Source organism: Paenibacillus sp. FSL H8-0259 (assembly GCF_037963255.1).
In the GTDB taxonomy this organism is placed as follows: Bacteria; Bacillota; Bacilli; order Paenibacillales; family Paenibacillaceae; genus Paenibacillus_AQ; species Paenibacillus_AQ phytohabitans.
This window is the reverse complement of the sequence record NZ_CP150147.1, coordinates 4,371,885-4,397,971: the sequence shown is the minus strand read 5'-3', so window position 1 is coordinate 4,397,971 and position 26,087 is coordinate 4,371,885. Positions and strand designations below refer to the sequence as shown.

Genomic DNA, 26,087 nt, shown 5'->3' with positions numbered 1-26,087 from the left:
GTAGTTCCCACCTTGTTGGAAGCGCTTCACAGGATGATAATAAGCATATCACGAACACAGGGGGCATCAATTAATGGTCAACAGAAAAATGAAGCAATCCGCTACCATCGCTTTCACCGCAGTTATGGCGTTAAGCCTTGCAGCATGCGGTAACTCGAACAACAACGCAAACGACGGCGCCAAAAACAACGCCGCACCGAACACAACAGATAGCGGAAACGCCGCAGCAACAACTGCTCCAAGCGACAAGAAAGTAACAATTACCTTCCAGAATATCTATCCTGACCCTGCAACACCGGCTTACAAAATGATCAACGAGCTGACCGAGCAGTACCAGAAGGATCATCCGAATGTGAAGATTGAACTGGATACGCTGAACACAGACCAGCAGAAGGTGAAGCTCAAGACACAGGCTGCTTCCAAAGAAGTACCGGACATCACCATCGTTAACCCGGCTGCACAAATGAAGCCTTTCGTAGATGCAGGATTGTTCGCTCCACTGAATGATATGCTCGATCAGAATGGCCTGAAAGACACTTATCAGGAAGGCCTGCTCGATTACTACAGCTTCGACAACAATGTGTATGCGCTTCCTGACGGCAACAACATCGAAGTCGTGTACTACAACAAAGATCTGTTCGCACAAGCAGGAATTGCTGCTCCTCCGACAACCTTTGAAGAATTGCTCCAGGATGTCAAAATCCTGAAAGATAAGGGAATTACCCCACTGGCTATCGGTGAAAAAGATTCCTGGACCGGCTCGTTCCTGTTCATGAACATCCTGCTCCGCACCAACGGCGGCCCTGGATTCCTGCAGGATGTGCTTGACGGCAAGAAAACCTTCGAAGATCCTGCATTCGTAGAAGCTGTAGAAGCATTCCAGCAACTGGTTCAAGCCGGTGCATTCCCGGATGGAGCTACTTCCATTGATGCCAATGCCGGCGGTAACATCTTCAAAACAGGTAAAGCGGCAATGTGGTCGATCGGATCTTGGGAAACAGGCGCAATTGACGCATCGCCTGTAGCCGGTAAAGTTGGAGCCTTCCAATTCCCTACAGTGAACGGCAAGGGCGATCCTAACGAATTCATGCTTGCACCAGGCAGCGCATTTGCCGTATCTGCAAACAGCGAACACCTGCAAGAAACCAAAGACTTCCTGAACTACTTCGCTTCCGAATATCCTAAGAAACAGTTTGAACTGAAAAATGCTGTAGGTATCGGTCAAAAGGTAGACGGCGACCTCAAAGCTGCCGGTTACTCTGATCTGGCTGTTAACATTGCCGGCCTGTTCAACCAAGTTAAAGGCGGCGACCTGGCGTTCGATAACACGATGAACCCTGCAACAGCTCAAGTTCACCTCAGCAGCATTCAGAACCTGTTCGTTCAGAAAATGGATTCCGCTGCGGTAGCGAAAGAGCACCAGGCTGCATTTGAAGCCAACAAATAAGCAATAAGCAATACGCTACAGGCAACCGTAAAGCTGTCCTTCTCGATGCGAAGCAAGCTGATCCAGGCTTCTTCGCATCGAGTTTATCATGAAGATTTTCAATGTGAATATCGTGAATATCGTAAATAGACAAAGAATCTGCTTGTTTAGGAGGCGGGAAAGATGAAAGTACTTAAGGTGCCAGCACGCACAATAGCCGTCTTCATACTGCCATGTCTGCTCTTGTACGTGTGCCTTGTGTTTGTTCCCATACTGGTATCATTATATACGGGCTTATTGAAGTGGGACGGTCTTACTACTGCGGAGTTTATCGGTTTAGGCAATTTCAAAGATATGTTCTTCAATGATCCTGTGTTCTGGCCTTCCGTACGAAGAACCCTGCTGTATGCAGTGGCTTCCATGCTGGAAATTCCACTTTGCTTAGGAATGGCTATCCTGCTTAACCGTTATCTGAAAAAAGCCAATACACTGGTGTCGATCTACTTCACACCGGTGATCCTGTCGGTTGTTATCATTGGACAACTCTGGAAGACCATCTACAACCCTACTTCCATGGGGGGCATGCTGAATGGCGTGCTAGTGTCACTGGGTCTTGACAGCTGGACTCACAATTGGCTCACCGAGCCGAACATCGCCATGTATTCCCTTTATCTGGTATCACTCTGGCAGTTCTTCGGCTACCATCTGCTGATCCAGTATACCGGAGTGCAGAATATTCCTGATGAGCTATATGAAGCGGCCAAAATTGACGGAGCAGACGGCTTCAAAGCGGACCGTTATATTACCCTCCCGCTGATTGTTCCGATCTTCAAAATATCGATTATCCTGGCGTTTATCGGCTCCCTGCAGGCCTTCGATCTGGTCATGGTCATGACAGGCGGCGGTCCGGCGCATGCGACAGATGTCATCTCAACCCATATGTATAACAGTTCCTTCATGTCCTTCAAGTATGGATACGGCAGTGCGATCGCAACGTTCCTGGTTGTTGTCTGTCTCATCTTTACCGGAGTGATCAATACCATCTTCAATAAACTTGAGAAAAAATACAACTAGGAAAGGAGTGCGCGAATCATGCGTAAATTAAAAAAAGGAATCGTGTATCTTCTTTTTGCCATCCCTGTGGTCACCCAGCTGTACCCGCTGTTATGGCTGCTGCTCTATTCACTCAAGACCAACGAAGAAATCATGGACGGCAGCTTCTTTTCTTTTCCCAAAAAAATTCAATGGCATAACTACTATGAAGCTTACACCTCCGGGAGTTATCTGAAGTATCTGTCCAACAGCGTATTCGTTACCGCATTTACGATGATCTGTGTTATCCTGCTGGCCTCAATGGCAGCTTATGCAATCTCACGGTTCCGCTGGAAATACGGCAATCTCGTGATGACCATCTTCCTGATGGGGATGATGATTCCGATGCAGGCTACACTGTTGCCGCTGATGATTATTTTCAAAAATATGCATATCCTGAATACTCACTGGTCGCTGATTCTGCCTTACGTCGCATTCTCCACGCCAATCGCCGTATTCATCTTAAGCGGATTCATGAGAGCTATCCCGCATGAGATTGAAGAGTCGGCGTTCATCGACGGAGCGAGTGTGTACCGGATCTTCCGCAGCATTATTCTTCCGGTGTCTGTACCGCCGGTAATGACGGTATGTATCCTGACCTTCATCAACATCTGGAACGAGTACATCCTGGCGGCAACGTTCATCTCGTCCGAGAAGCTCAAAACCCTGCCATTCGGGGTCTACACCTTCGTCAGCCAGTATTCGGTCAACTACGGCAACATCGGGGCATTCCTCGTTATGGGTGCGCTGCCGGTTATCCTGATCTACTTCTTCCTGTCGAACCAGATCACTAAGGGCATGGTGGCAGGGGCTGTCAAAGGCTGATCTGCAGAATTATGAATTCACGCGTTGCATATAAAATTGGGTTAGATTTATAATAGGAAACGGCAGGACAGGGTGTTGAAAGGAGAGAGTCCTATGAAGAGCGGCTTTCATTCCATCCATCATCGGTTGTTCTTGCTGTTTCTTTTTTGCATGTCCAGTATTCTGCTTATTGTCAGCTTGCTGTACTATAACCGGACTACGGATCAGCTGCATGAGAAGATCAGTGATTTGTCGCAAAAAAACGTTGCCCAGACCGCAGGGTTGTTCACACTCCTCTACAAGGGCTATGATGCATTGTCCAAATCGCTCAGCAATAACTTCGAGATGATTCGTCTGATTAATGAGAAAACCGATGAGCCGGCGGTGGCTTATATCAATGAGCAGACCGTGACGAATATTATCGGCTCGATTTTTTATTCACGGGATGACCTGGTGGGCATTCATGTGATCACAGACAGAGGGAAGATTTATAATTACGGGAATTATATGAACGTGGTCGATCCGGATTACGCCGATGAAGACTGGTATCACCAGCTGCAGGCCTCGTCAGGTAAAATGGTCTGGCTCGGGGTGTACCAGCATTCCCTGATCGATCAGGTGGAGGACAGCCCGGTGTTCGCCTTCGGCCGGCAGATTTATGATCTGAATGAGCATAAGCCGATCGGGATCGTGCTGTATGAGACGAATCCGCAGCCGGTGCTGGATGCCCTTGAGAACTTGAAGCTCGGTGAGCACAGTCAGGTGTATCTGATGTCCCCGGATGGACGGTTTGTCACTTCTGCTACAGATCCGACGCCGGACGTCTCCAATCTGCCTATGCTGCCGACTTCGCAGAATGTGATGGTTGAGCAGCAAAGCGACCGGCTGGTCGTAGCCTCCAAGCTGTCATTCTCCGGCTGGTGGGTGATGAGTATAACCCCGGACAAGGATTTGAATGTAGAGCTGATTGAGATGAAGCGTTATTTGCTGATTGTCATCTCGGCGCTGATTATTGTCTCAACACTGATTGCCTCGATCGTATCTCAGACCATCTCCTCGCCGCTGAAGAAGCTGATCCGGGAGATGAGGCAGGTAGAGGTCGGTAACTTCCGCGGAATGGTCAATGTCTCCTCCTATCAGGAGATTAATATTCTCGTGGCTTCCTTCAACCGGATGGTCCGGCGGATCGAGGAGCTGATTGAACGGGTGAAGCTCTCTTCCGTCAGTGAGAAGAATGCTGAGCTGCATGCGCTGCAGTCCCAGGTCAATCCGCATTTCCTGTACAATACACTCGATATGATCTACTGGATGCTGGATGAGGAAGGCAATGAGCAACTGGGTGAGCTGGTCTTGTCCCTGTCCTCAATGTTCCGTTACAGCAGCCAGTGGGAGGATGGGGCCGAAGTGAGCCTGCACGAAGAGCTGGAGCAGATTGGCCATTATCTGAAGATTATCTCGATCCGGCTGGAAGGCCGGCTGCAGATTATTACGGAAATCGATGAACGCTGGCTGGACATCCGTGTTCCCAAAATGACGGTCCAGCCTGTAATTGAAAACGCCGTCAAGCACGGTCTGGAATCACTGGGCCGCCAGGGTATATTGAAGGTATATACCAGTGAAGAAGGTTCCGTTCTTAGACTGATTGTGGAAGACAATGGAAATGGAATGAATGAGGAACAGCTGAAACGGCTGCAGGACTCGCTGAATGGGGACGCTCCTGGTCTCAGTCCCAAGGAGAGCGGCAAAAGCGGCATCGGCCTGCAGAATCTGCACCGCCGGCTGCAGTTCATGTTCGGGGAGTGTTACGGCCTGCAGATTCAGAGTTTCCCCGGAGAAGGGACACAGGTTGCCATCGTGCTGCCGATTTCAGTGGAAGGAGAACAGACTACGTGAATATTCTTATTGCCGATGATGAACGGGTCATACGTGAAGGCATCAAGCGCACCATCGGGCAGATTAGCCCGGAGCATCAGGTATTCGTGGCCGCCCGAGCGGAAGAAGCGGTTAAAATCATGGAAGAACAGCGCATCCACATTGTGCTGACCGATATTCTGATGCCGGGAATGAACGGCCTCGAATTCATGAAGATCTCGAAGCGCCGGTATCCGTATGTGAAATGGATTGTCATCTCTGCCCACAGCGAATTCTCCTATGCGCAGGAAGCAGTCCGGCTGGGTGCGAGAGACTATCTGCTTAAGCCGATCGGCAAAACAAAGCTGACTGAGCTTATTGACAGCCTAACAACGGAAATCCAGCAGGACAATAATATCTCGCGGCAAGGAGAACGGCTGAAGGCCAGTCTGAGATTCCTCCGCGAGGGGGTATTCCAGCGGCTGGCCTCTGGGCTGGATATCGGGAATCTGGATATTGAGCCTTTTATTGAAGATTACAACCACTTCTATCTGGTAATGATCCAGCTGGACCCGGGTGACAAAAGTGTCCGCCTGGAGCATTTCATCGTCGAGAATGTGCTGTCTGAGCTGATCGACCAGCATGGACGGGGATTCGTTGTCAGCTATGACCGGCAGAGTCTGCTGGGCCTTATTACGCCGGGTGAGAACGTCCGGGTGGAGCATTTCCAGGAAGAGGTCAAGGCTCATTTGACGCATTACCTGAAGATTTCTTTCCAGATTATCCACTCCGGGCTCAGCTACGACTTCAACACCGTGCCGCAGGTTGTGAAGCGGATGCGGGAGGCTTCGGCCTCCCAGGCGCTTGAGCTGGAGCCGATGAAGGGCAGCGGGGAGAAGGCCATTGATGTTGCGCTGCACTATATCAAGGAGCATTTCTACGAGGATCTGTCACTGGAGAAAATGGCTTCGGTGGTGTTCCTGAATCCGGCGTATTTCAGCCAGCTGTTTAAGCAGAAGACGGGGCAGGGCTACAAGGAATATGTAACCTCCCTGCGGCTGGAGCAGGCCAAGCTGCTGCTGCTCAATCCCAAGCTGAAGCTGGCTGAAATTGCTGAACGGGTGGGTTATCAGGACATGCGGCACTTCACGCAAATGTTCCGTAAGAAATATCAGCTTACACCGACGGAATACCGTCAGCAGGAGAGCATCAACATTCTCATGAGTAAGGGGACTCCGCCGCAACAATAAAAGGAAGCTGATGCCGGTTATCGAAACCGGTGTCAGCTTCCTTTTATTGTTTTTTCACCCTTTAAAAGCTGTTTAAATTGTTGAAATAATTCACCGTGCCGGTGTCAATATTACCAAACATCACGAGTGCAAGAACAAACAGGAGGATTAGTACAGCGTAAATGATGGTGCCGACAATCCCGCAGACCAGCCCGGCAATCGCCAGCCCCCTGCCTTGCTCATAGCGGAGACGGATCTCCTTGAAGGCGAGTGCAGCCAGAACGATCGCAATAATTCCGAAGATAAGTCCGATATAAGGAACTACGATGGAGAGAATGCCGAGCACCAGTGCTGCGATCGCTTTGCCGTTCGTCCGCTCCTGGCGGGGCGGCGGGGGAAACTGTTGATAAAATTCCTGATCTCCAAAGGGTGGGGGTTGATAACTCATAGATTAACTCCTTCATAGTTTGTGAGCAGAGGCTCCATAGACAGATACATGTTTCTAACAGTATATAATATTTTGAATACAGAGATAACCGTTAATAGTTAATCCAGTGCTCAAGCTTCACTGCGGGGGTAAGACCAATCGATTCAGCCAGACGTATGGAGGCGAGATTGTCTTCAAGTACCTGATACCTCGGAATATATCCCCTTTGCAGAGTATGGTACAATGCTGTGCGGACCACGCGCTGCGCCAGTCCGTTTTTTCTTGCGGCAGCAGACGTATGTACAGCTCCAATCTCCCAGACAGACTCCTCATTGCGGAACACCATACAAGTGCTGATAGGCATGTCTCCCTCGAACAATGATACAGAGAAAGCCCCCTCCTGAAAAAATTGACTGATTTCCCCCTGTGAATAATCATTTGCCATCCATAACGGCAGCAGCCGTTCATCCATTGCTTCACTTACGATGCATGCCCCGTCTGCGCTGAAGGTTTGGCCTTCGGCCGTAGAATAGGAATAGAGACTGCGGACTTTATGCAGTGTGAAATACGGCTCCAGCGCCTGGCGGTACGCATCCTCCTGCAGCTTAAATACGAGCCTTGCGTCCCTTGGCAGCAGCTTCAGCAGGGCGGGGAAGACCTCCGGGCTGCTGTAGTCCATAAGCACAACGGTGTCAGCTTCCGGATAGGTCCGGTGATCGTAGGGGAAGGTCACGGCAGGCATCATCAATAACACTCCCCAGTGATCCTGCTGTTCGATCAGCGTACTGTCAATCTGACTGTGATAGGCAGTCATCATTTTGAGCAGCGTTATATTCTTCAGGGGGTTTCGGCGTAATTTCCCCATGACCGCTTCATAGTGGCTCAAGTCATACACTTCCTTTTCTCCGGTAATCATCAGCAGCTGAACATAATTAAATTCACAGTTCATCCAGAAGTTTAAACAGGCGATGGTAATTGCCTAACGTGCAGGTATCCTCAACTATCACACCAGACTTGAAAAAGATGATATCGCCGGTACCACTCTGGTTAACCTGACCTTTGAGTTCGAGTATGCGTTTCAGATGTCTTGCTGTTCCAATACTGCCTGAGATGAAGTCGACATGAGCAGGAAAAACCTTCTTAAGACTATTCTCGAAATAAGGAAAATGAGTACATCCGAGTACCACTGTGCCGTACTGCTGCAAATTAAACCGGGACAATTCTTGATGTAAATAGGGGATGATTTTCTTTTCATCAAATTCAAAGCTTTCAGCGAACTGCACCAGTCCGGGAAGAGGTAAACTGTCCACAATTTCCCCATGATCTATACGGTGAACTAAATCATGATACTTCTTCTCCTGCAGCGTAAGTCTCGTGGCTAACACCAGAACCTTTTTCTGTTTTCCTTCGGATTGTTCAATGGCAGGCTTCACTGCCGGTTCGATGCCCAGGATAGGAAAGTCATAACGGCTTCTGAGCTCCTCAATCACGATACTGGTGGCAGTGTTACAAGCAATGACCAAAGCTTTTATATTGTGTTTAGCAATGAAATCTACAGCATTTAGAATGTACTCTCTAACTTCTTCTTTTGTTTTCTCTCCATAAGGAACATGTGCAGTGTCTGCGTAAAAGAGGTAATCTTCTTGCGGCAGAAATTTCAGTGCCTGATGAAGCACCGTTAAACCGCCTATTCCGGAGTCAAATAATCCTATTCGCATATTTCCACTCTTCCCGTGATTATTAGAATGATTGTATTATTCTATCACTACATTAACTTTATAACTACATTGCCCGTTCAGATTCACACACTCTAATTCATATATGAATTCTGATTCCCGGCTGTGCTTGAGATCTGGAATTTCATCGGAAAACATAAAAAAGACCGGACTTCCGCCAATGTTTCCATCAGCGAAGCCCGGTCCTTTTACATTCAGCTTTCGTTCTTGGTCACGCCATTTAAGCTTGGCACATAATCTTCGGCTTTATCCGGATTCACCATCTGGGGGATTTCGGTGATGCTGGAGTGATTCTGCTGGTTGTTCTTTTTATCGGCACGGTTATCAGCACGGTCATGCTTCGGATCTGCACTGTTCTTGGGCATACTGTTCACCTCCATATCTGATGGATAGTATGAGATAGCGGTTTGCATTTTATCCCGGCAGACTTAAACGTTACATAGAATACTTGGCAGGCAGGCACATTCCCCGTTGACAGGTGCGCTATAATATATTTACTAAAAACTATTCTCACCAAGGAGGGGAAGATCATCGCTGAGAAAACAAAAGTAGTTGAAGTTGTTCCCTACGACCCGGCCTGGAAGGTTGAATACGCCAGAATTGAAGCGCGGATGCTGGAGATCGCGGGAGATCTGATCATAGCGGCTGAGCATGTGGGCAGTACCTCCATCGAGGGGTTATCGGCCAAACCTGTTATCGATATCGATCTGGTGATGGAGAGCTATGAGAAGCTGCCGGAGATCATCCGGAGATTACAGCAGTACAGTTATGAGCATCAGGGCAATTTGGGGATTGAGGGCAGGGAAGCCTTCCGGAGCGTGAAGGAGGACGGATTTATGAAGTACCACCTTTACGTATGTCCGAAGGACGGGAAGGGATATCTTGAGCATATCGCTTTCCGCAATTATCTGCGTAGCAGCCCGTCTGCCCGTGAGGAGTATCAGGCGGTCAAGCAGCGGCTTGCGAAAGAATACCGTTATGATATCGACTCATATTGTGAGGGGAAGACAGAGTTCGTGCACTCTATTCTGCAGAAGGCAGCTGATCCCAGAATCCGGCTGTAGATGGGCGGTTAGGCAGAACGGCTTGATATTCGTAGACTCCGGCCGGGTCGTTGAACCCAAAGGTTCTCCAGCTGTTCAGCTGCGGGGAACCGAAGCAGATATGCGCCTCTCGGGCCGAGTTATCACAGACCATGGACCATAACGTTCCGAAGCCCTCACTGTAATGATGACAGCAGACTCCCTTAGGGTATTCTGTGCCTGCGATGGCTTGCATGGCTCCCACGGGGCTTTGGAGGGCAACTTCGTCCGTAAGTGCCGACCGCAGCGCTTCATACCTTGTCCTCGAATTCTCCATCACCTGCAAATTATGAACCTGCATGGATGGAAGGGTATAATGGTTGGCTGAGAGGACAAGCTGGTTGCAGTTCCCGCCAGCCGCTGCCGGATAATACTGGACCTCTTTTTGCGTACCGGCAGTTTCAACTAGTGCGATATCGCCTTTGGCGTCCGAGATCAGGAAATTCCGGTAGTCGGAGACTGGCATGCTGCGTATCAGCAGCGCCGCTTCTTCCGCCGTGGTGCAGTTGTCGAGCAAGGCGCGGACCACTCCCGGAAAAATAAAGCCTTCACCGGTCATCTCCGGACGGATTCTCCCCGATGTAGTTGTTACAGTAAGCCCTTCATCGTTCATTCCGTCATAACGGCCGAACAGCTGGAGCGCAAATCCGGTATGCGCAGGTTTGCCCTTTACCCGAGTTGTACTGAGCAGCAGCTGATTATAGGGCTCATCCTCCCAGCCAAAATCGTAGTTACGCATATGACAGGTATGTCCGCCGTTATCCGGACTTGTCCGGTATGCAGCCTGTGTACAGTGACCGGATGGCTGGAAGTAGGAGTAATAGAACACAACCCTGCCGGGTTCAATACCGGTCTCGTCGGCGAAGCCTTTGATTTCTTCGTTCATGCCGGGGCAATACTTCTCGAAGCTCTCCATGACTCTATCTGCCGCAGACGGCAGCAGCGGGGAAGCCCCCATGAATGGAGAGGATAAGAATGAGATGAGCTCGGAATTATGCTTGTAATGAGCGCCCAAGGCACGGCCGACCTCATAATGAGTGCCTTCCGTAACGATATGGGAATATTGTGCGGTCCTGCGTTGAATAGGGGGATTAGCATCCATTGTATAAGTACCTTCTCTCGTTTACTCTCTGCGCAGAGTAGGTTCATTATAACGGGCGAGCTCTTCAGTCGGCAAAGTCCGTTCCGGCCGAAATACCCGCATGGGCTGCTATACAGGGAAGCGCAATCATTATAGGGTCTTATTTTCTTGGACGGAGTAGGAAATACTTGTATTATTGTCATTTTTAAGGTAACTTATTGATATAACTTCCGGATTAACTTTTGCCGGAGGCGCAGTTCCAATAACGGTATATGTAAGCCGAAGAGGAGCATTCCCCCAATGCTCCTTTTTGTGTTGTAAAACCCTTGAAAGGCGCGGTTCTTCGGGCTTTTCGAGGGTTTTATTATTGGAGAAATCACATAAAAATCACAACAGCGTGGATTGATTCATTTTCAACAGGTCTCCGAACTGAATATTTAGCTTATTTACATCATCCTGCTTCATCTTCTTCGTGACATGTAAATAGATCTTCGTAGTTGTTTTTGGATCATCGTGTCCGACCCGTTTCATAATATTGGCGATAAAATTATACGGGGGCTTGCTTGGGTTGCAGTACGGTGGGCGGCGACAGTCCGGCTCCCGGTGATCATGCTCGAAAATGTAGAGGAGTTTAAAACCTGGGGTCCACTGCTCAAAGACGGATACCCGGACCCGGATCGCAAAGGCCGGACGTTCAATTCTTTCGTCAACGCTCTGCGAAGGCAGGGTTACCGGGTGGACTGGCGGGAGTTGCGGGCCTGCGATTACGGCGCACCGACGATCCGCAAGCGGCTGTTCCTGGTGGCTCGCTGCGATGGCCGCCCGATAGTCTGGCCGGAGCCCACACACGGAGCACCGGACAGTCCGGAAGTACTGGTGGGTAAGCGGCTGCCATGGCGGACGGCAGCGGAGATTATTGACTGGTCGATTCCCTGTCCGAGCATCTTCGACTGGAAGAAACCACTGGCGGAAAATACTCAGCGCCGAATCGCCCGAGGCATTCAGCGCTTCGTGATCGATAACCCACGGCCGTTCGTAGTCCGGATCGGCCAGACCGGATTTGGCGGCGACCGACTGCAATATGAGATCGACAAGCCTCTCACGACCGTCACAACCAAGGCCGAACACCTACTGGTTACACCGGTGCAGGGAGTCAATACGACAGGGCACCCCGGCAGCTCACCGGAAGAACCATTGCGAACCATCACGACAGGCAATCATCACATGCTTCTTAGCCCGACACTGATTGAGATCGGCTACGGCGAAGGTCCGGGACAAAGCCCGCGTGCACCTGGGCTGCAGAAGCCACTGGGCACGGTAGTATCCGGCGGCCGGAAACATGCTCTGGTTGCTGCATTCCTCGCTAAGCATTACGGCGGCAATTACAACGGACCGGGGGCAGACCTGCAGAGGCCTTTACCGACTGTAACAACCGTTGATCACAATGCACTTGTTACAGCTCACGTTGTTCGGCACTTCGGGGAGTCGGTCGGCAGCCCTGCGGATGCACCACTGGGCACCGTTACCGCCGGGGGCGGCGGAAAGAGCAGGCTGGTCACTTCCCATTTGGTCAAGCTGCGCGGCACCAACATAGGCCAGCCTATGGATGATCCACTCCAAACGATAACGGCGGGCGGATTGCACTTCGGCGAGGTACGGGCATTCCTACTCAAATATTACGGTAGCGCCGATAACGGCCAGCAGCTGGGAGAGCCCCTGCACACCGTAACCACCAAGGACCGATTCGGCTTGGTTACGGTTGAGGGCGTGGATTACCAGATCGTAGTTATAGGCATGCGCATGTTGGAGCCGCATGAGCTGTTCGCGGCGCAAGGCTTCCGCCGCCGACAGCCGAGAAATCCGGGACTTGCTCCGGCGATTTACCCGGGACGACTTGCTGAAGATGGCCCGTGATTATGTCGGGTTCGCTGAATACCAAGGGAAGCCAAGCATCCTGAAGGCTGAGGGAATTGAGAAGCAGACTGACGAACAGCTGCGGAAATTCATTTTTGAAAGAGACTATCCGGGTTATAAATGGCGGTCAAGGGAGTGGAAGTCATGAAAGCGCAGTGTAAAAATTGTAACTTCTGCAAGCAGCACGGCAGGGTGCAGACGCAACAGAATCGCCTAGGTCGTAAGAAATACTTTTGCGAACATCCGGACGCAAATAAGGCAACGGACAATACTTTCGTTGGATTTGGCAATATGGACTACAGCAGCCCGCTGGTTATAAAAACAGCAAAGCGCTGGTGTCCATTGATTACTCAGATGCCAACGGCGAGCAAATAGGAGAAGTTATTTTAGTCCCAGGGAGGGAACAGATAGCGCCCCTCCCACCAGTGATTTGAATTAAATAAAAAATGGAAGCAAGTACAAAGCGGTAATGGCACCAAATGGTATACGTCGCGGATAAAAGCGGCGGCGAGGATAGAAGCCTGGATAGTATCCAAATTGTCTGTAAGTTGATGCGTTAGCAGGCATTCCGTTCATCATTTCGTTTGAGGGTATAGCAAGTGTAACGTAATCCTGATCAATATGAGCGATAAACCCGTCATGAGTCTGACCGTCATTTGTAGTCATGCCAACATATTTATTCACATTGTTCCAGGCGAGCGATTGATAATTTGTTTCCATGAGTAGCCTCCTCAAATAATATCTCGACAACAGTCTATGGACTACAACCTATGGTGATCACGGCATATGCCTATATTCAAAGATATTTTGATTAATTAAGTCCACTTTAAGGAGAGAACGAGCGATGGAAACAGTCCATATCAACAATTTACGTCCAGGGCAGTACATCAATCACAATGGCGAGGTTATCACACTGGAGCAGGCCAAGAAGTTGCTGGAGAGCGGTGCAAAACCGGTGCTGCATACCGTATCGGACGAATACATCGGCAGAGTCCTTGATTCGTTACATGATGCACGGAAGGCCGGCGAGGAACCTGGGGATTTTTGCGAGTCTGACCCGGAAGCAAAGCGGATTCAGTATGGTGATCTCCATGCTGTAGCCATTGGGCCAGACAGAGCGGACATTGTAGCAGGATACGGCACTAACGAAGAATTGACCGTCTGGTATCGATCTCAGGTCAATATCCCCGATGAAGAGTGGCAGGATTACAAAGTCGTCGATTTACCAATGGACAAAGCAATGGATTGGGAAGAAGACGGAAAGATGACGCTGCAGGAACTTTTGGAATGGGAGACGGAGTTTCCGCAATTCGTAGGTTCTAGCGAATAACGGAGAGGGTTAGCCACCCTCTCCCCTATAAAGGAGCTGATAAGCATGGCAAATACGACAAAGGTTAAGACGTTTACGATAGTCATTCCCGCAGGCCAAGGGCCAACGGTTACAACCGCTGAGGAATCCATACAAGAAATGCTGTGGGATCTGCGCGACCAAATGACCGACAACAACAAACCAACGGAGGACGAACTGCAGGCTGCCGACCAGTTAATTGTAAACGGATTCGGCGTAAACGATTGGCATGACGGAGAATACACGTTCTTCGAAGATTATAAGCTTAGGATCGAAACAATGCCGCAATACAAACTGGATGAAATGCCCGAATTCGCGGGCTATTAAGGGGAGGCATAACCAGTATGAGCATGAAGGCAATAACCATCATACAGCCGTGGGCGACACTGATCGCCCTCAGAGAGAAACGGTTTGAAACGCGCAGTTGGGCAACAAAGCACCGCGGCGAGTTGGCGATTCACGCCGGGAAAATGTAGACCGGGAAGCGTGCGAGGAGCCAGAGATCAGTGCAGCACTCGTCCGGCACGGATATACTGCTGAAATCTGCCGACCGGGACGGTTGTGGCTGTTGCAAGTCTTGAGGAGTGCTGGGAGGTCAGCCGCTGCATACGCGGGGATGTAGTGCTTGAAAAAGACGGTGGTAATGCGATGCGAGAGGACCCGGTCAGCAAAAAGGAACAGGCTTTAGGCTGGTATGATGATGGCCGTTATGCTGGGAACTGACGCATGTTAAGCAGCTGCCGGAGTCGGTCCCGACCAAAGGGTAGCAGAGCTTGTGGATCTGGACAAAGATATCCAATAGTAGATAATATTATTTTTTATATTTTTCTCTTAATCTCCTATCTCTGATAATTGAAATTTGCTCCATATGACTTTTATGTATTGCCTGTTTTTCTTTGCGCATTTGAATTTCATATTCAATAGTCTTTATGTCGTTCACTAGATTGGACACCACTCTATTTTTTTTAGTAAAGAGAAAATATATACATGCGGCAAAGAATAGAAGAAACAAAAAAAATAATTTTCCTGTGCCTGTATAAGTTTTATTAACGATAATGCCCACTATGGTTAAAATTATTGTTATCGCCGATAACAACACACCAGATAGTTTCAACTCTTCCAACGTTGCTTCGTAATCAATCTTTATTCTCATTAATTGATCATCAGTGATATTGGGATTGAGCATAATGTACGCACGCATGCTCCTTCTGTTGTTACTAAACATCGAATTACCTCCATTTTTATGAATAGCAAAAGACCCCCATATCCTTGGCCGGGGCGGGGGTCCAATCGTGTACCTTCATTCGAATTATACCACGAGTGAGGGAATTATCATGGGGAAAAGCGACAAATTAGCAATCCAACTGGCTTCTGACATCCTCCCGATCGACGAGAAGGAAACCCGACGCCGGGTGGAAGAACATCTAGAAACGATCCGTTTGTATCGGCAGATTGGATTCGTACGGCGCCAGGCAGCATTAACAGCGAGTCCGGAACCGCGGTATCACGGATCAACGAATGCGATCAGCCGGACGACGGAGAATATAGCGATATGGAACACGGACAGAGGGGCTGAGTTGGAGCAGCAATCTAAATTACTGGACATGGCCATGGAAAGGCTTAAGAAGTCGGAGCGGGAGATTATACAACTGCGATATCTGGAGTATGAGGATGAGTATGATTCGATACTGTGCGGGGAGCTGGGGATGAGCGATCGGAAGTACCGAAGGATAAAATCAAGAGCAATATATGTTTTAGCGTGCGCACTTGGATTAGAAGTGTTAATCGATCATAATTAGGTAAGGAAATGAGAAACTGCTTTTTAGGGGGAAGTTTATTGATTAAATATCCTGTTGACCTTTCAGAATCATGGAAAGAAGAAATTGAAAAAATAGAAGGTGTGGCGAACGCGGACGCAAAGCTATTACAAAGAATGATTTATATTCTTTTTATCTATGACCTAATGATCTATGAGGTGAATGAAAATCACAAAAAATATAAATCAGATAAATTGATTTATATAAGTCGTTATTTCCTTGCTCATGAGTATCATTTAGGTGAAAGTATTTATCATCTGATTATAAAAGGGTTCGGAGTTTCAAGTTCAATTTTAGTGCGTTCTATGTTAGAGAATTTAATAGATTTTTCTTATTTATGGCTGTGTAAAGAAATAAATAAATCCCAGAACGAAAGGGATAGTTGGATGGATTATGAGGCAATTACAAATGAGTCATTGTTTAATAGATGGAACGATTTTAAAGATTATATGATCAAAAAAGGTAATAAATTTAACGAAACGTTACTTTTTCATGGCCCAACGGAACCTTTAATAAATAGAGCTAAGAATTTTAAAAGTCAGTTTTATAAACACGGAAATAAATATCATTGGGCTAAATACCCTTCCCTAGATCAAAGAGCAAGACAAGTTGATATGACTGGAAGACTCCAGAAAGAAATGCCTGACTTCTACTTAGAGCAAGAGTATATAGTCAATTATAAAATTAATAGCCAAATGGTTCATGGTGAAAGTTCTATGTTTTCGAGTTATCGAGATAAAAATAATAATTTGTTAAGCATAGGAACTGAACGAGATGAATTAAATAGTACTATAAGTATGACCTCGAATTATTTACTTATTTTTGCATATGAATTGATACAAATTAACAGGCTCAAAATAGATATTGTAGAGCAATTAAATCACTTAGGTTTTCGTTAATATCTTGACCGTCTTTTGGCCGATATTTGACCGCACAATGGCCGTTCATTAGGTTTTAGACATAGTATATTGGTAATGTGGAAATCAGGCGAGAGTGACACGCACGGCTGCAGCAATGCAGCATTAACCGAGGCGTACCTCCTCTCGCTTTTTCTTTTACTCCGATCTTGTTACCCTTGTCCCCTAGAACCGTGACCACAACGGTTAAAGATTGGATCGTGGAGGCTGCCGGCCGCCTGAGTGAGTGCGGGATATTCTCGTTCTCGAATCAATGATGAATCAAAATAAAACATCAGGAGGGGTTCAATAATGGAAGGAATGGCTGTCCACTACGATAATTGCAAGGGTGGATTTCATATAGACTTGCAGCAGCGTCGGCTGGAGGATGCCGCCGAAGAGATTTACTTCATCTGCCCGTACTGCCAGACAGAGTACCCGTCGTTCTACACGGATACAAATGTTCGTGAGAAGCAGCGTTCCATCGGTAAGCTGCGGGAACGTTTCAATGCTCTGAAAGATCCTGTTAAGCGTGATGCACTTCAGGAGAGGATCGAACGGGATCAGGCGGAAGTCAAGGCATTAATGGCTGAGCTGAAGCTGAAATATAAGCCGGTATAACTGGAGGTGCTTATCGTGGAAGTCGGGAACATTAGGGAATTCGGATATTGGGTAAATGGCAACATCGTGCATGAGCCTGCCCGGGTCATCAGCACAGATAAAGTTACTTCGGGGCTCAAGGTTATAGAAGCTGAGTTTCAAGATGGATCCGTCCGGAAATACTCCCGGCAGCATTTGCCGAAAGAGTGAGCAATGGGGAGAGAGAATGAGATTTCCATGAGCATATCTGCTGTGATTAGCTGCGGCGGCTTTGACTCCGATTTCTCCAGGTCAGTAAAATGGTGTTGTTCTCCTCTGTAACTATGGAGATAAAGATTTAAGCAAAGAGCGCAGCGCATTTGCTGCGGACGCTTAGCGGACGCCGCTCTATAGACCAGGCTCATTGCAGGATTGAATTGAATACATATTCCGAAGTCGCTCATTATTGGGCGGCTTTTTTTATTATTCCGAAAGGGTGATTCTGGTGGAGATAGCAGCAAGGTTTTATGAGTTCGGTTCTGAAGAGTGGAAGCGGGAATTAGCAGCTGCGCTTCGTTCCAGTTCATTATCCCAAAGTGATTTGTATGATTGGGTTAAATTGTATTCACGAAAGGATGGTCATCATGGCGAGAAAACAGAATAGTATCCGGCCTCCGTTGGTTAAAGAGCATCCTAATCAGCCAGCGAAGTGTGCACGTTGTGTATGGGGAAGATGGGAAGGGTCTTCAGAATATAAGTGCAAATGCTTATACGTATAGTATACTGCAGATAGATTCCAAGTGGTAGATTCGGTAACCGGAACTCTGCCGACATCCATTACACACAGTAGGCAAAGTGTTACTCCAGGAGATATAAATGGAGCCTCTAATTATTACAGAATTGCTGTCAATGGGGCTGGTAGCGGCTTTGGAGCCAATGATGTTTATTATCTGCAACAACAAATTGAAAATGGTGTGCGTCTTTTATGTGGATTAGGGAAAAAAATTACTGTTAGTTTCTGGGCAAGAAGCTCGATTGCCTCCAAGAAAATTGGAGTGCGTCTTAATCAGTTTATAATTTCAGTGGTGCGTCATCTGCGGAGATTATAAATGGATCGAACTGGGTGCTGACATCAACATGGACACAGTACAGTTTTACATTCACAACCAATACTCTTGTTGGAAAAACATTTGGAACAGGAATGGAAGACAGAATGCAAGTGCGGTTTTTGACATTGTGGGGTTCTGGAGTAGCAGCAACCGTAGGACGACTGGGACCGAAACTTTTGTTGGAACTGGTACAATCGATATTGCAAAGTTGCAAGTGAATACTGGAGACGTAGGCCTCCCTTTTCAACCGCGATCCATTTGTGATGAACTAGCGTTGTGTCAGCGATACTACGAAAAAAGTTATGCAATGGATATACAACCACAAACTAATAACTCAGCAGGAGTCATTATATTTGGAGCAAATGTTTCGGCGTCGCAAACAATTAATGTAAATTTTAAAGTCCGAAAAAGAATTACGCCAACAATATACACATATTCACCATTTTCAACTAATCCCGGAGGAACTGGGAGTACAGCAAGGTATTATGTTGGATCTATCGAAGCCACTGACGGAGCCATTAATTTGCGGGTGAGTATGGGTTTAACATCGAGACACCTACGACCATAGACAGGTCAAGAGCATTTCATTTTACAGCAGATGCTGAACTGTAAGGAGTGAAGATATGTATAGACACTATATCCGCGTGGACGCAGACAGCAACGTGATCCACGCTTTTTCTGATGCGTTTGAGCAGCCGCATGAAGGCGACTTACTGGTCGCTCAAGATGGCGGGCGCCACTTTAACTTATACTTATGGTATAACAAGGTTATACCCCGATGGTATGTAAAGGGGGATGAAATAATTGAACGAACAGATGCAGAGATGACTACACTATGGCGACAGTATGAAATAGACCATACACCCGAGCCGACAGAGTTCGAGAAACTCCAAGCAGAAAATGAAGCTTTGAAAGCCTTAATTGAAGACAAGGATCGCGAAAACAAAAATGCGCTTTTTGAAATATACTCGAAGTTGTTAGGCGGATGATGTTGGCATATGTCCTCTTCCGCCTTTTATTATGGATCTTATTAAGTTCTGGAAAAGGGGGATGAAAATGATTATTGTTATGGCATCGCTCATTATTTATAGAGATATCACAATTGCCCAAGTTCCTGTTGGCTCTCAAGCTAGTGTAAAGGCTAGACTTGCTACTCTTGGATACGATGAGACTGGAGCGCCACTCTAAAAAAGAGAAAAGAATACAAATTCATAGAAAGTCCTTTTGATTAGTGATCGGATTTATGGTTTTAAATGAGAGACATTCAATATATAATCTAGTTCTAAACATAAATCTGTATCATGAGGGGAAAAAATGAATAGTAATCGATTGACACCATTAGATTCTCTAAGGGGAATTGCGGCAATTGGAGTAGCTTTTTTTTGGCATTATCAACACTTCCAACCTCAGAATGGATTTCCTTTTAGCAATAAAGGGTATTGGTTTTATCACTATGGATGGAATTTGGTAGATTTCTTTTTTGTGTTGTCAGGTTTTATATTCTCCTTTGTTTATAAAGAAAAAATAGTTAATGGTACAGTTAAATTTAAAGAATATGCAATTTTTAGAATGAGTAGACTGTATCCTCTTCATTTTTTAACATTGATGGTAGTCTTAGTCTTTCAAATAGTGCGAGTGCATCTTGATAAGGGTTTTTTTATTTATCAGAATAATGATCTTTACCATTTCATTTTGAATGCTTTATTTATACAAGGCGAGGGGTTTGAAAAGGGGTGGTCTTTTAATGCACCGACTTGGTCTGTGTCAAGCGAAATCGTTGCATATATCTTGTTTTTTATAATCGCTAAATATATATTGAACCGTAAGAATCATATGTTTTTTTATATCTATGTAACATGCATAATATTTGGATTTATTATACTCTTAAATAAGATGGATTATCTATTTATAAACGAAAAGGTAGGGCGAGTTTTAATAGGCTTTTTCATAGGTTGTATAACCTATGAAGTGAATATATTTATAAAAAATCAAAAGAGTAAAGTTTCTGCTTTATTAGTCTCCGGTGCAATCTTGCTAGCGACAATATGGTACTTGGTGACTATCGGACATCAAACAGAATATTGGCAGTTAGTTTATACAGTCTTGGTGTATCCTTTAATTATTATTTTCTCTTTGAATATCTCTGTGTTGTATAAATTTTTATCAATAAGACCATTATCATATTTAGGGGATATATCATATTCTATCTATTTGTGGCATTTCCCAGTCCAATTAATATTTAAAACACTAGATGATGTATATCAACTAAATACAAATTATTCTTCAAGAGTAGCATTTCTGATCTTTGTTTTTATAACAATTGCATTATCAATCGCGTCTTTCGAAGGAATTGAAAAACCCTTTTCAAAAATGATAAGAAGGAAATATGTTTCCACTAAAATTCAATCCAATAAGATGAAAATGACATTATAGATAGTGTTTTTTCTGATTTATCCTTCAGGTGATACCTGGAGGGTATTTTTATTGAAAATGATGAAGGAGGAATTTAAATTGGAGTTGAATCATCTTCGTTCATTTGATCGCAACCGCTCTCCAACCGGTCTGTTGGTCGCATCCACCGACGTCCAGCGCCGTCGCCGTCTGAACAGCGATTACGAGATAACCTTCACAGTTCCGATGACCAGCGCTGATTATAAAGAGTTGATTATACCTAAAGGCCACGTTCAAGACGAGCGTAGCCAATTTTATGTTGTGCAGAGCCGCGCTCGGGATCGCAGCAACAAGGTTATCAGTGCCCAGGTCATCTGCACTCATATCATGTTCAAGATGATCGACTTCAAAATGCCGTACTCCGATTACATTGATGAAGCCTACGGTATTCACATTAGCGTGCTGCTGGATAAGATCAGCGCGGCCACAGGTGGTGTGTATTCCTTTGTTACACATGATACCTTCGACCTCAGGGACGTGAAGGACTGGGGAGTGACTACGGCGCTGGCTGCACTGCAGGATTCCGTCAATCTGTATGGCTGCGAAATTGATCCGGATAACTTCGTCATTCACCTACACAAGCGCATCGGCATCGATGATGGTTTCGAATACCGGCTGAAGAAGAACATCATCAGCGACTCCTTCAAGGATGATGCTTCGAACCTGGTCACCAGGATGTTCAGCCAGATGAAAGACGGCCGCACATTCATCGGCCTCTCCGCCGACTTCCTGACGACTGAGGAACGCAGCCTGCTGCAATCCGTTCCCGGTGCCATTGTTGACAACAAGTTGGCCGTCAATTACCTGATCTCGCCATATGCTCAGTACTGGACCAATAACGTCAATACCTTCTACGACGGCGAGCTGATTGACCAGAACATCGAGGATCCGGTAGAACTGCTGATAGCTACCCGGGAGGCCCTGCGGAAGAAGGAAATGCCAGAGTTCGAGATCGGCGTCAGTGCGGCTGACATCTACAAGATTGACCCTGACGAGCAGCAGCCTCGGCTGGGCGACACCGTTTATGCCTACGATCCTGAAATGGAACTGCAGCGCGTCAGCTGCCGGGTGATGGAGCTGACAGAGTATCCGTTCTCTATGGATAAACACTCTCAGGCGACGCTCTCCAATTACCAGATGCGGGATGATACGCAGGTGCTGGCGGACCTGGAACGCAGCAAGCAGATCCTAAATGACCTCCTGTCCGGCGGCCGGGTGCGGGCAGCTGCGTTCGAGGAATTTGCGAAGCAGGCCGTCATCGACATTAATGCTTCCAAGAGTGAGATTATTTACGACAGCCGCGGCATTGTGCTGCAGGAGGTGGATCATCCGAACGTGCAGATGATCCTGACTTCACATGGACTCATTATTACGGAGGACGGCGGGGCCACAGCACGAACGGCCATCACTGGACGGGGCATTGCTGCTGAAGTGATTGCCGGGGTGCTGGGTAACTTTGTCAGGATGGAGATCGGCGAGGGTAACAACATCACCAAGATCAATCCTAGCGGCATCAGCGCTGGGCATGCGGATTGGGCGAGTGCTCCGTTCCGAGTGGATATGGCTGGGAATGTTGTGGCGAGATCTATTACGCTGACAGGACTGATTGAAGAAAGCCACGATGACCTATTCTGATATTATCGCCGGTACAGTGACGGGGGCGCTGATCAGGACTGCTGCTGCAGGAGCAAGGTTCGAGGTTGATGAAACCGGATGGAGGACTTATGATGCAAGTGGTACCAGGCGCATCGGAATCTATCAGGATGCTGGATATAATATGAGTGCACTTACATTTGATCAATCAAATGGTACTCGTAGTGGCGTAATTAATGGTGGTGATGGTCTGTTTGAAGTACGATCTGCTGGAGATAACGATCTGTTCTTATCTGCTATGACAAACACTATATTTTTTCAAGGGCAAATGAAATTCGCTTCTGCCTATAGTGTTTCCGGTTTCGGTATTAATTTCGTTAGCGGATTACGTGCTGAGCTTGATTCTATTTGGTCCGCCTTAGCGGAGAAAGCAAGCGCTAGTCATTTCGCACACGGTTAACCTTGGAACCCATAATCATGGTATTGCTGGTGCAGTGAACTGGGGAGGCTCATTCACAGTTTCTTAAAAAAACTACCATCTTATAAGCCTCTTGGATATACTTGGGTTATTACTATATTCAGGAGGTTGAAATATTGAAAAAGAAGATTTTTGTTATTATGACTTCTGCGCTTATGCTTGGTGGGTCGATTGGATTTGCAGCCGCAAGTTCTCCATTAATCGGTGCAAAAGTTCAAGGGCTGTTCACGGTACAGAAAGCAAATGGAACGAAGATTGGTGATGCTGTTATCATTAATGGTTCGGCTTATGCTCCAGTTCGTGCAGTTGCTGAAGCAGTGGGGACAAATCTGACTGTGGAGGGGAAAAAGATTATCATGAGTGACAATCAAACGATAGCTTCGGATTCAACTATTTCAAACGGAACATCCACAGACAAATCCGATTCAAGAGAATTTATTGAATATAAAATCCGGGCTGCTGAGAGTGAAATTGAGAGCGCTCAAGGAGCAATTAAAGGTTTGGAAGACTCCAAAGAAAAAGTCAAAATGTATCCGGCTGATTACCCGACAGAACAGCAGCAGCTTGATGCTTTGGCAAAAATTGATGAAATGATCAAAGCAAAGCAAGAGATCATAACTTTTAATGAAGAAGAACTTGTCAGGCTTAAGACGCTACTTGATGAACCCTCAACGCCATGAACAAACCTATCGTCTGGGTTGCTGGAGTCCTTTTGCTGTTATTCGCCTTTAGCATACTGATTTACCCTACACCTTATCGTTACTTAGAATTTGAGCGAGACGGCAGCATGTATCCAGTGAAAGTTAATGTAATTACTGGTCATACTCAGCACTACATTCCAGGTAGCGGTTGGATAAAAGATTCAGATTCACAATGAGTCCTTTTCCGAGGGCTCTTTTTTATTCCCTCGAAAGGAGGTGATCCCTCTGGCCAAAGTATTAAATTTCGACATCTCGGTGAACCCGAGCAATCCAGTGCAGGAAGCGGTGGCAGTTGTACTGCTGCTCATCAACTCCCATCCCGGCCGGCAGCATGAGCTGCTTCAGCAGATCGACATGCAGATCGGTGAAGCACTGGCGGCGCTGGACGAAGCCCGCAAGAAGGCAGCAGCCAGTAAAGTGGAAGCAGATTTGGAGTCACCGGTTGAATAGCGGCACGCCCTGCAGAGGAGCGTGCTATTTTTTGCCCTCGGAGCCGATCCGCGGGCTATTTCCATGTAGAGAGAGGGGCGGGAGGATGGATTTGCCTAGCTTAAAAGACGCCCTGTCGTTGGCGGACCAATATGGTATTGGCTGGTTGTTTGCGCTCGGGGAAGCGTTGCTGTTGGTCATTGTAGGTAGGTGGTTGGTTATTGGTAAGTTGGTGCCAGGGAAGTCGCTGGAGAAGGCGGAGAAGCAGCGGGATGACGCAATCGAGAAGGCCATATCCGCCGTGGCTGCTCTAAATCGGAGTAGTGATGTTATGGAGAAAATGAAGCCTGCAGATCGTTTGAATCCAGGCGACCAGGACGGAGGTGGGTAACATGCCGCGAGTTAGTTTGTTCGAACTGCTCAGAAAGATACCCGCCATCAAAAAGAAAGAGGCGGAATTAGAAGAGAAGGAACAGGAAGTGAAGTGGGCGATCCGGCGATATGAGGACCTGGATGAACGACACAAGGAAGTCGTCCGGTCCAATGGCTTCGCCGGCGCTTTTATTTACGATCACAGTACGAAAGAGGGGGAGAACTATGCGCGCTAACGACAACATTACACTCATCTGCTATGCGTTATCGCTGATCTGCATCATTTATATTACGGCTCCATGCACATCTATTTCCGCAAGAAGTACCGTGAGGGCGTTGTCGGTATCGGACTAGTGCTCGGCATGCTGATGTTCACGGCCTATGCATTGGAGCGGCTAATAGGATTCGTGATCCGTTTCGGTAGGATTGAGGGCTGGAGCGGTTACTACTTCCGTCTGCTGCAGGACTGGGGCTGGACCATCGGAGTGATCGGCACGACAGTTACACTGGCAGCTCTGGCCATTCTGGTGCAGGGCAGAGATTTGGGGCTGTTCTTAGAACGGCCCAGCGGTAAAAGGAAGGGAGGATCCGGAAGACGATGATCAAAAATAAATACCCAATCGAGCGGCGCTATATCAACAAGCGTTCCAATGTTCGGCCCGGCACCCGGTTAGTAACGGGTACGCCGGGCTTTTTAGTTGCCCATGATACCGGCAATCCCGGGGCAACAGAGGATAAACATTTTGAGTATTTTCAGACGCTGGTGAACCGATCGGCTTCCGCTCAGGTCTTTGTGGACGATAAGCGCGTCCTGGAGATCATCCCCACCGGCACCGGAACGGATCCGGCCGAAAAGGCCTGGCATGTGCTGTATAACGTGACCACCGACAATGCTAAATCCGGCGACGATGCCAATGATATCGCCCTGGGCGTGGAGCTGTGCTACGGCGGTAAGATTAATACCCTTGAGGCGTACAAGCGCCACATTTCAAAGCTAATTAGTGACTGGGCTTTCTCACCTACCCCTAAGGCCCAAACGAAACATTCTGAAGAACATACCGGATAACGAAGAAGGCAATGATCAGCACTGACGCAAATCCCAGCAGGAAAGAAACAATGTCTCTGCCTGAACGTTTGTATTTTCTCATTTACGGTCACCTCGTATATGAATAATAAAGACCCCTGTTGAGGGGTCAACTCTGGGGCATCAGACTGTTGTTGCAAATTTCAAGAGTTCATCAGGGACTGCGATTTCACCCAGAACCGCTTCTGCGGCTGCCCAAGCCTGACTGAACTCTTTTCCGCTGAAAAGGGTGCGGTTACGGGTTGGGCTGGAAAGTGACATATCAAAGACGATAAATTCCCCTGCATCTGTTGCAACTCTGAAGCTCACGGAACGGTCCTGCTTCTGTATCCGTACTTCTTCCATATGATTTAACCTCCTAAGACTTTCCTCTAACCATAAATATTATACATAATTATTCCATTCCAGGCATAGCGAAGAAGCTCCGTTGATTGTATTCTCCTGCCAGTTCTGAACTGGCGGGATTTTTGTATACATCTGTCCAGGAAATTAACCGGCCCTCGCAGATAGAAGCTTCTCCTAATTATGTTGCACGATTATGAACACTGCCGAAAATAGGATAATATGAAACTACACATAATGTATGCA

General features: G+C 47.2%; 33 protein-coding genes and 1 pseudogene. 26 read left to right on the top strand and 8 right to left on the bottom strand.

All coding sequences use genetic code 11. The annotated features are described in order from the left end of the window. Positions 1-73 precede the first annotated feature (73 nt). From NSU01_RS18515 to NSU01_RS18495, 5 genes are all read left to right on the top strand, one after another. Positions 74-1,447, top strand: coding sequence for an extracellular solute-binding protein (locus NSU01_RS18515; RefSeq protein ID WP_042137686.1), 1,374 nt, complete (start codon positions 74-76; stop codon positions 1,445-1,447). A 162-nt stretch (positions 1,448-1,609) separates the two neighbouring features. Beyond that, complete coding sequence (locus tag NSU01_RS18510) at positions 1,610-2,500, top strand: sugar ABC transporter permease (protein ID WP_039301056.1); 891 nt, start codon at positions 1,610-1,612, stop codon at positions 2,498-2,500. 18 nt (positions 2,501-2,518) lie between these two features. Beyond that, complete coding sequence (locus NSU01_RS18505) at positions 2,519-3,343, top strand: carbohydrate ABC transporter permease (protein ID WP_042137684.1); 825 nt, start codon at positions 2,519-2,521, stop codon at positions 3,341-3,343. Positions 3,344-3,436: 93 nt separating this feature from the next. Further along, a complete protein-coding gene (locus tag NSU01_RS18500) occupies positions 3,437-5,215 on the top strand; it encodes a sensor histidine kinase (protein WP_076243062.1) in 1,779 nt (592 codons plus the stop codon). After that, positions 5,212-6,423, top strand: a complete 1,212-nt coding sequence (locus NSU01_RS18495) for a response regulator (protein WP_076243063.1) — start codon at positions 5,212-5,214, stop codon at positions 6,421-6,423. The genes NSU01_RS18500 and NSU01_RS18495 overlap by 4 nt, the downstream gene beginning before the upstream one ends. Before the next feature lie 61 nt (positions 6,424-6,484). On the opposite strand, the gene NSU01_RS18490 is transcribed toward NSU01_RS18495, so the two are convergent. The 4 genes from NSU01_RS18490 to NSU01_RS18475 all read right to left on the bottom strand — a co-directional run bounded on the left by NSU01_RS18490 (position 6,485) and on the right by NSU01_RS18475 (position 8,930). Beyond that, positions 6,485-6,850: a DUF4190 domain-containing protein gene (locus NSU01_RS18490; RefSeq protein WP_076243064.1), complete on the bottom strand. Its 366-nt coding sequence runs from the start codon at positions 6,848-6,850 to the stop codon at positions 6,485-6,487. A 91-nt stretch (positions 6,851-6,941) separates the two neighbouring features. Beyond that, positions 6,942-7,715, bottom strand: coding sequence for a GNAT family N-acetyltransferase (locus tag NSU01_RS18485; RefSeq protein WP_339302325.1), 774 nt, complete (start codon positions 7,713-7,715; stop codon positions 6,942-6,944). Positions 7,716-7,767: 52 nt separating this feature from the next. Next, positions 7,768-8,547: a glutamate racemase gene (gene murI / locus NSU01_RS18480; RefSeq protein WP_076243066.1), complete on the bottom strand. Its 780-nt coding sequence runs from the start codon at positions 8,545-8,547 to the stop codon at positions 7,768-7,770. A gap of 212 nt (positions 8,548-8,759) precedes the next feature. After that, entirely contained in the window at positions 8,760-8,930 is a 171-nt protein-coding gene (locus tag NSU01_RS18475) for a hypothetical protein (RefSeq protein ID WP_179093454.1), read from the bottom strand. A 246-nt stretch (positions 8,931-9,176) separates the two neighbouring features. Here NSU01_RS18475 and NSU01_RS18470 point away from each other — a divergent pair, with 246 nt between their 5' ends. Next, positions 9,177-9,629 carry a GrpB family protein gene (locus NSU01_RS18470; RefSeq protein WP_256703776.1) on the top strand — a complete coding sequence of 151 codons (453 nt, stop codon included), beginning with the start codon at positions 9,177-9,179 and terminating at the stop codon, positions 9,627-9,629. Here the strand turns inward: NSU01_RS18470 and NSU01_RS18465 are convergent. Next, positions 9,589-10,749 carry a C45 family peptidase gene (locus NSU01_RS18465; RefSeq protein WP_042137669.1) on the bottom strand — a complete coding sequence of 387 codons (1,161 nt, stop codon included), beginning with the start codon at positions 10,747-10,749 and terminating at the stop codon, positions 9,589-9,591. The genes NSU01_RS18470 and NSU01_RS18465 overlap by 41 nt on opposite strands. Positions 10,750-11,268: 519 nt before the next feature. Here NSU01_RS18465 and NSU01_RS18460 point away from each other — a divergent pair. Further along, a pseudogene (locus NSU01_RS18460) lies at positions 11,269-12,642 on the top strand (DNA cytosine methyltransferase); the annotation flags it as partial. A gap of 435 nt (positions 12,643-13,077) precedes the next feature. Here the strand turns inward: NSU01_RS18460 and NSU01_RS18455 are convergent. Then, a complete protein-coding gene (locus NSU01_RS18455; RefSeq protein ID WP_076243070.1) occupies positions 13,078-13,362 on the bottom strand; it encodes a phosphatidylinositol kinase in 285 nt (94 codons plus the stop codon). 124 nt (positions 13,363-13,486) lie between these two features. Here NSU01_RS18455 and NSU01_RS18450 point away from each other — a divergent pair, with 124 nt between their 5' ends. The 3 genes from NSU01_RS18450 to NSU01_RS18440 are packed head-to-tail and all read left to right on the top strand — an operon-like array spanning position 13,487 to position 14,466. Then, positions 13,487-13,972 (top strand): hypothetical protein, encoded by a 486-nt coding sequence (locus tag NSU01_RS18450; RefSeq protein ID WP_076243071.1) that lies wholly within the window; start codon positions 13,487-13,489, stop codon positions 13,970-13,972. A 45-nt stretch (positions 13,973-14,017) separates the two neighbouring features. Continuing rightward, positions 14,018-14,317: a hypothetical protein gene (locus NSU01_RS18445; protein WP_076243072.1), complete on the top strand. Its 300-nt coding sequence runs from the start codon at positions 14,018-14,020 to the stop codon at positions 14,315-14,317. A gap of 17 nt (positions 14,318-14,334) precedes the next feature. Beyond that, entirely contained in the window at positions 14,335-14,466 is a 132-nt protein-coding gene (locus NSU01_RS18440; protein ID WP_305954187.1) for an ASCH domain-containing protein, read from the top strand. 335 nt (positions 14,467-14,801) lie between these two features. Here NSU01_RS18440 and NSU01_RS18435 read toward each other — a convergent pair whose 3' ends face one another. Further along, the gene (locus NSU01_RS18435) at positions 14,802-15,215 is read right to left on the bottom strand and encodes a hypothetical protein (protein WP_076243073.1); all 414 of its coding nucleotides are present in this window, start codon (positions 15,213-15,215) and stop codon (positions 14,802-14,804) included. Positions 15,216-15,324: 109 nt separating this feature from the next. On the opposite strand from NSU01_RS18435, the gene NSU01_RS18430 reads away from it, so the two are divergent. From NSU01_RS18430 to NSU01_RS18355, 16 genes are all read left to right on the top strand, one after another. Further along, positions 15,325-15,789, top strand: a complete 465-nt coding sequence (locus NSU01_RS18430) for an ArpU family phage packaging/lysis transcriptional regulator (RefSeq protein ID WP_076243074.1) — start codon at positions 15,325-15,327, stop codon at positions 15,787-15,789. 38 nt (positions 15,790-15,827) lie between these two features. Then, positions 15,828-16,706, top strand: a complete 879-nt coding sequence (locus tag NSU01_RS18425; RefSeq protein ID WP_076243075.1) for a DUF5677 domain-containing protein — start codon at positions 15,828-15,830, stop codon at positions 16,704-16,706. 309 nt (positions 16,707-17,015) lie between these two features. Continuing rightward, positions 17,016-17,324 carry a hypothetical protein gene (locus NSU01_RS18420; protein ID WP_076243076.1) on the top strand — a complete coding sequence of 103 codons (309 nt, stop codon included), beginning with the start codon at positions 17,016-17,018 and terminating at the stop codon, positions 17,322-17,324. A gap of 15 nt (positions 17,325-17,339) precedes the next feature. Further along, complete coding sequence (locus tag NSU01_RS18415) at positions 17,340-17,513, top strand: hypothetical protein (protein ID WP_179093455.1); 174 nt, start codon at positions 17,340-17,342, stop codon at positions 17,511-17,513. A 569-nt stretch (positions 17,514-18,082) separates the two neighbouring features. Further along, complete coding sequence (locus NSU01_RS18410; protein ID WP_144026011.1) at positions 18,083-18,391, top strand: hypothetical protein; 309 nt, start codon at positions 18,083-18,085, stop codon at positions 18,389-18,391. 623 nt (positions 18,392-19,014) lie between these two features. Continuing rightward, entirely contained in the window at positions 19,015-19,380 is a 366-nt protein-coding gene (locus tag NSU01_RS18405; RefSeq protein ID WP_076243077.1) for a hypothetical protein, read from the top strand. Between the two features lie 67 nt (positions 19,381-19,447). Then, positions 19,448-19,579, top strand: a complete 132-nt coding sequence (locus NSU01_RS18400; RefSeq protein ID WP_339302324.1) for a hypothetical protein — start codon at positions 19,448-19,450, stop codon at positions 19,577-19,579. A 126-nt stretch (positions 19,580-19,705) separates the two neighbouring features. After that, on the top strand, positions 19,706-20,824 hold the full coding sequence (locus NSU01_RS18395) for an acyltransferase (protein WP_076243078.1): 1,119 nt from the start codon (positions 19,706-19,708) through the stop codon (positions 20,822-20,824). Between the two features lie 78 nt (positions 20,825-20,902). Then, on the top strand, positions 20,903-22,477 hold the full coding sequence (locus NSU01_RS18390) for a phage tail spike protein (protein ID WP_256703778.1): 1,575 nt from the start codon (positions 20,903-20,905) through the stop codon (positions 22,475-22,477). Beyond that, positions 22,464-22,895, top strand: a complete 432-nt coding sequence (locus NSU01_RS18385; RefSeq protein ID WP_076243080.1) for a hypothetical protein — start codon at positions 22,464-22,466, stop codon at positions 22,893-22,895. The genes NSU01_RS18390 and NSU01_RS18385 overlap by 14 nt, the downstream gene beginning before the upstream one ends. A 134-nt stretch (positions 22,896-23,029) precedes the next feature. Further along, positions 23,030-23,593: a hypothetical protein gene (locus NSU01_RS18380; protein ID WP_076243081.1), complete on the top strand. Its 564-nt coding sequence runs from the start codon at positions 23,030-23,032 to the stop codon at positions 23,591-23,593. A gap of 306 nt (positions 23,594-23,899) precedes the next feature. After that, positions 23,900-24,064, top strand: coding sequence for a hypothetical protein (locus NSU01_RS18375; RefSeq protein ID WP_339302323.1), 165 nt, complete (start codon positions 23,900-23,902; stop codon positions 24,062-24,064). An 85-nt stretch (positions 24,065-24,149) separates the two neighbouring features. Continuing rightward, positions 24,150-24,434, top strand: a complete 285-nt coding sequence (locus NSU01_RS18370; RefSeq protein ID WP_042215747.1) for a hypothetical protein — start codon at positions 24,150-24,152, stop codon at positions 24,432-24,434. A 1-nt stretch (position 24,435) separates the two neighbouring features. Continuing rightward, the gene (locus NSU01_RS18365) at positions 24,436-24,651 is read left to right on the top strand and encodes a hypothetical protein (RefSeq protein WP_042215744.1); all 216 of its coding nucleotides are present in this window, start codon (positions 24,436-24,438) and stop codon (positions 24,649-24,651) included. A gap of 63 nt (positions 24,652-24,714) precedes the next feature. Then, on the top strand, positions 24,715-25,017 hold the full coding sequence (locus NSU01_RS18360; protein ID WP_076243083.1) for a hypothetical protein: 303 nt from the start codon (positions 24,715-24,717) through the stop codon (positions 25,015-25,017). Further along, entirely contained in the window at positions 25,014-25,481 is a 468-nt protein-coding gene (locus NSU01_RS18355) for an N-acetylmuramoyl-L-alanine amidase (RefSeq protein WP_083705319.1), read from the top strand. Before NSU01_RS18360 ends, NSU01_RS18355 begins: the two co-directional genes overlap by 4 nt. 141 nt (positions 25,482-25,622) lie before the next feature. Here the strand turns inward: NSU01_RS18355 and NSU01_RS18350 are convergent, their stop codons facing one another. Beyond that, positions 25,623-25,844: a hypothetical protein gene (locus NSU01_RS18350; protein ID WP_076243084.1), complete on the bottom strand. Its 222-nt coding sequence runs from the start codon at positions 25,842-25,844 to the stop codon at positions 25,623-25,625. Positions 25,845-26,087 lie beyond the last annotated feature (243 nt).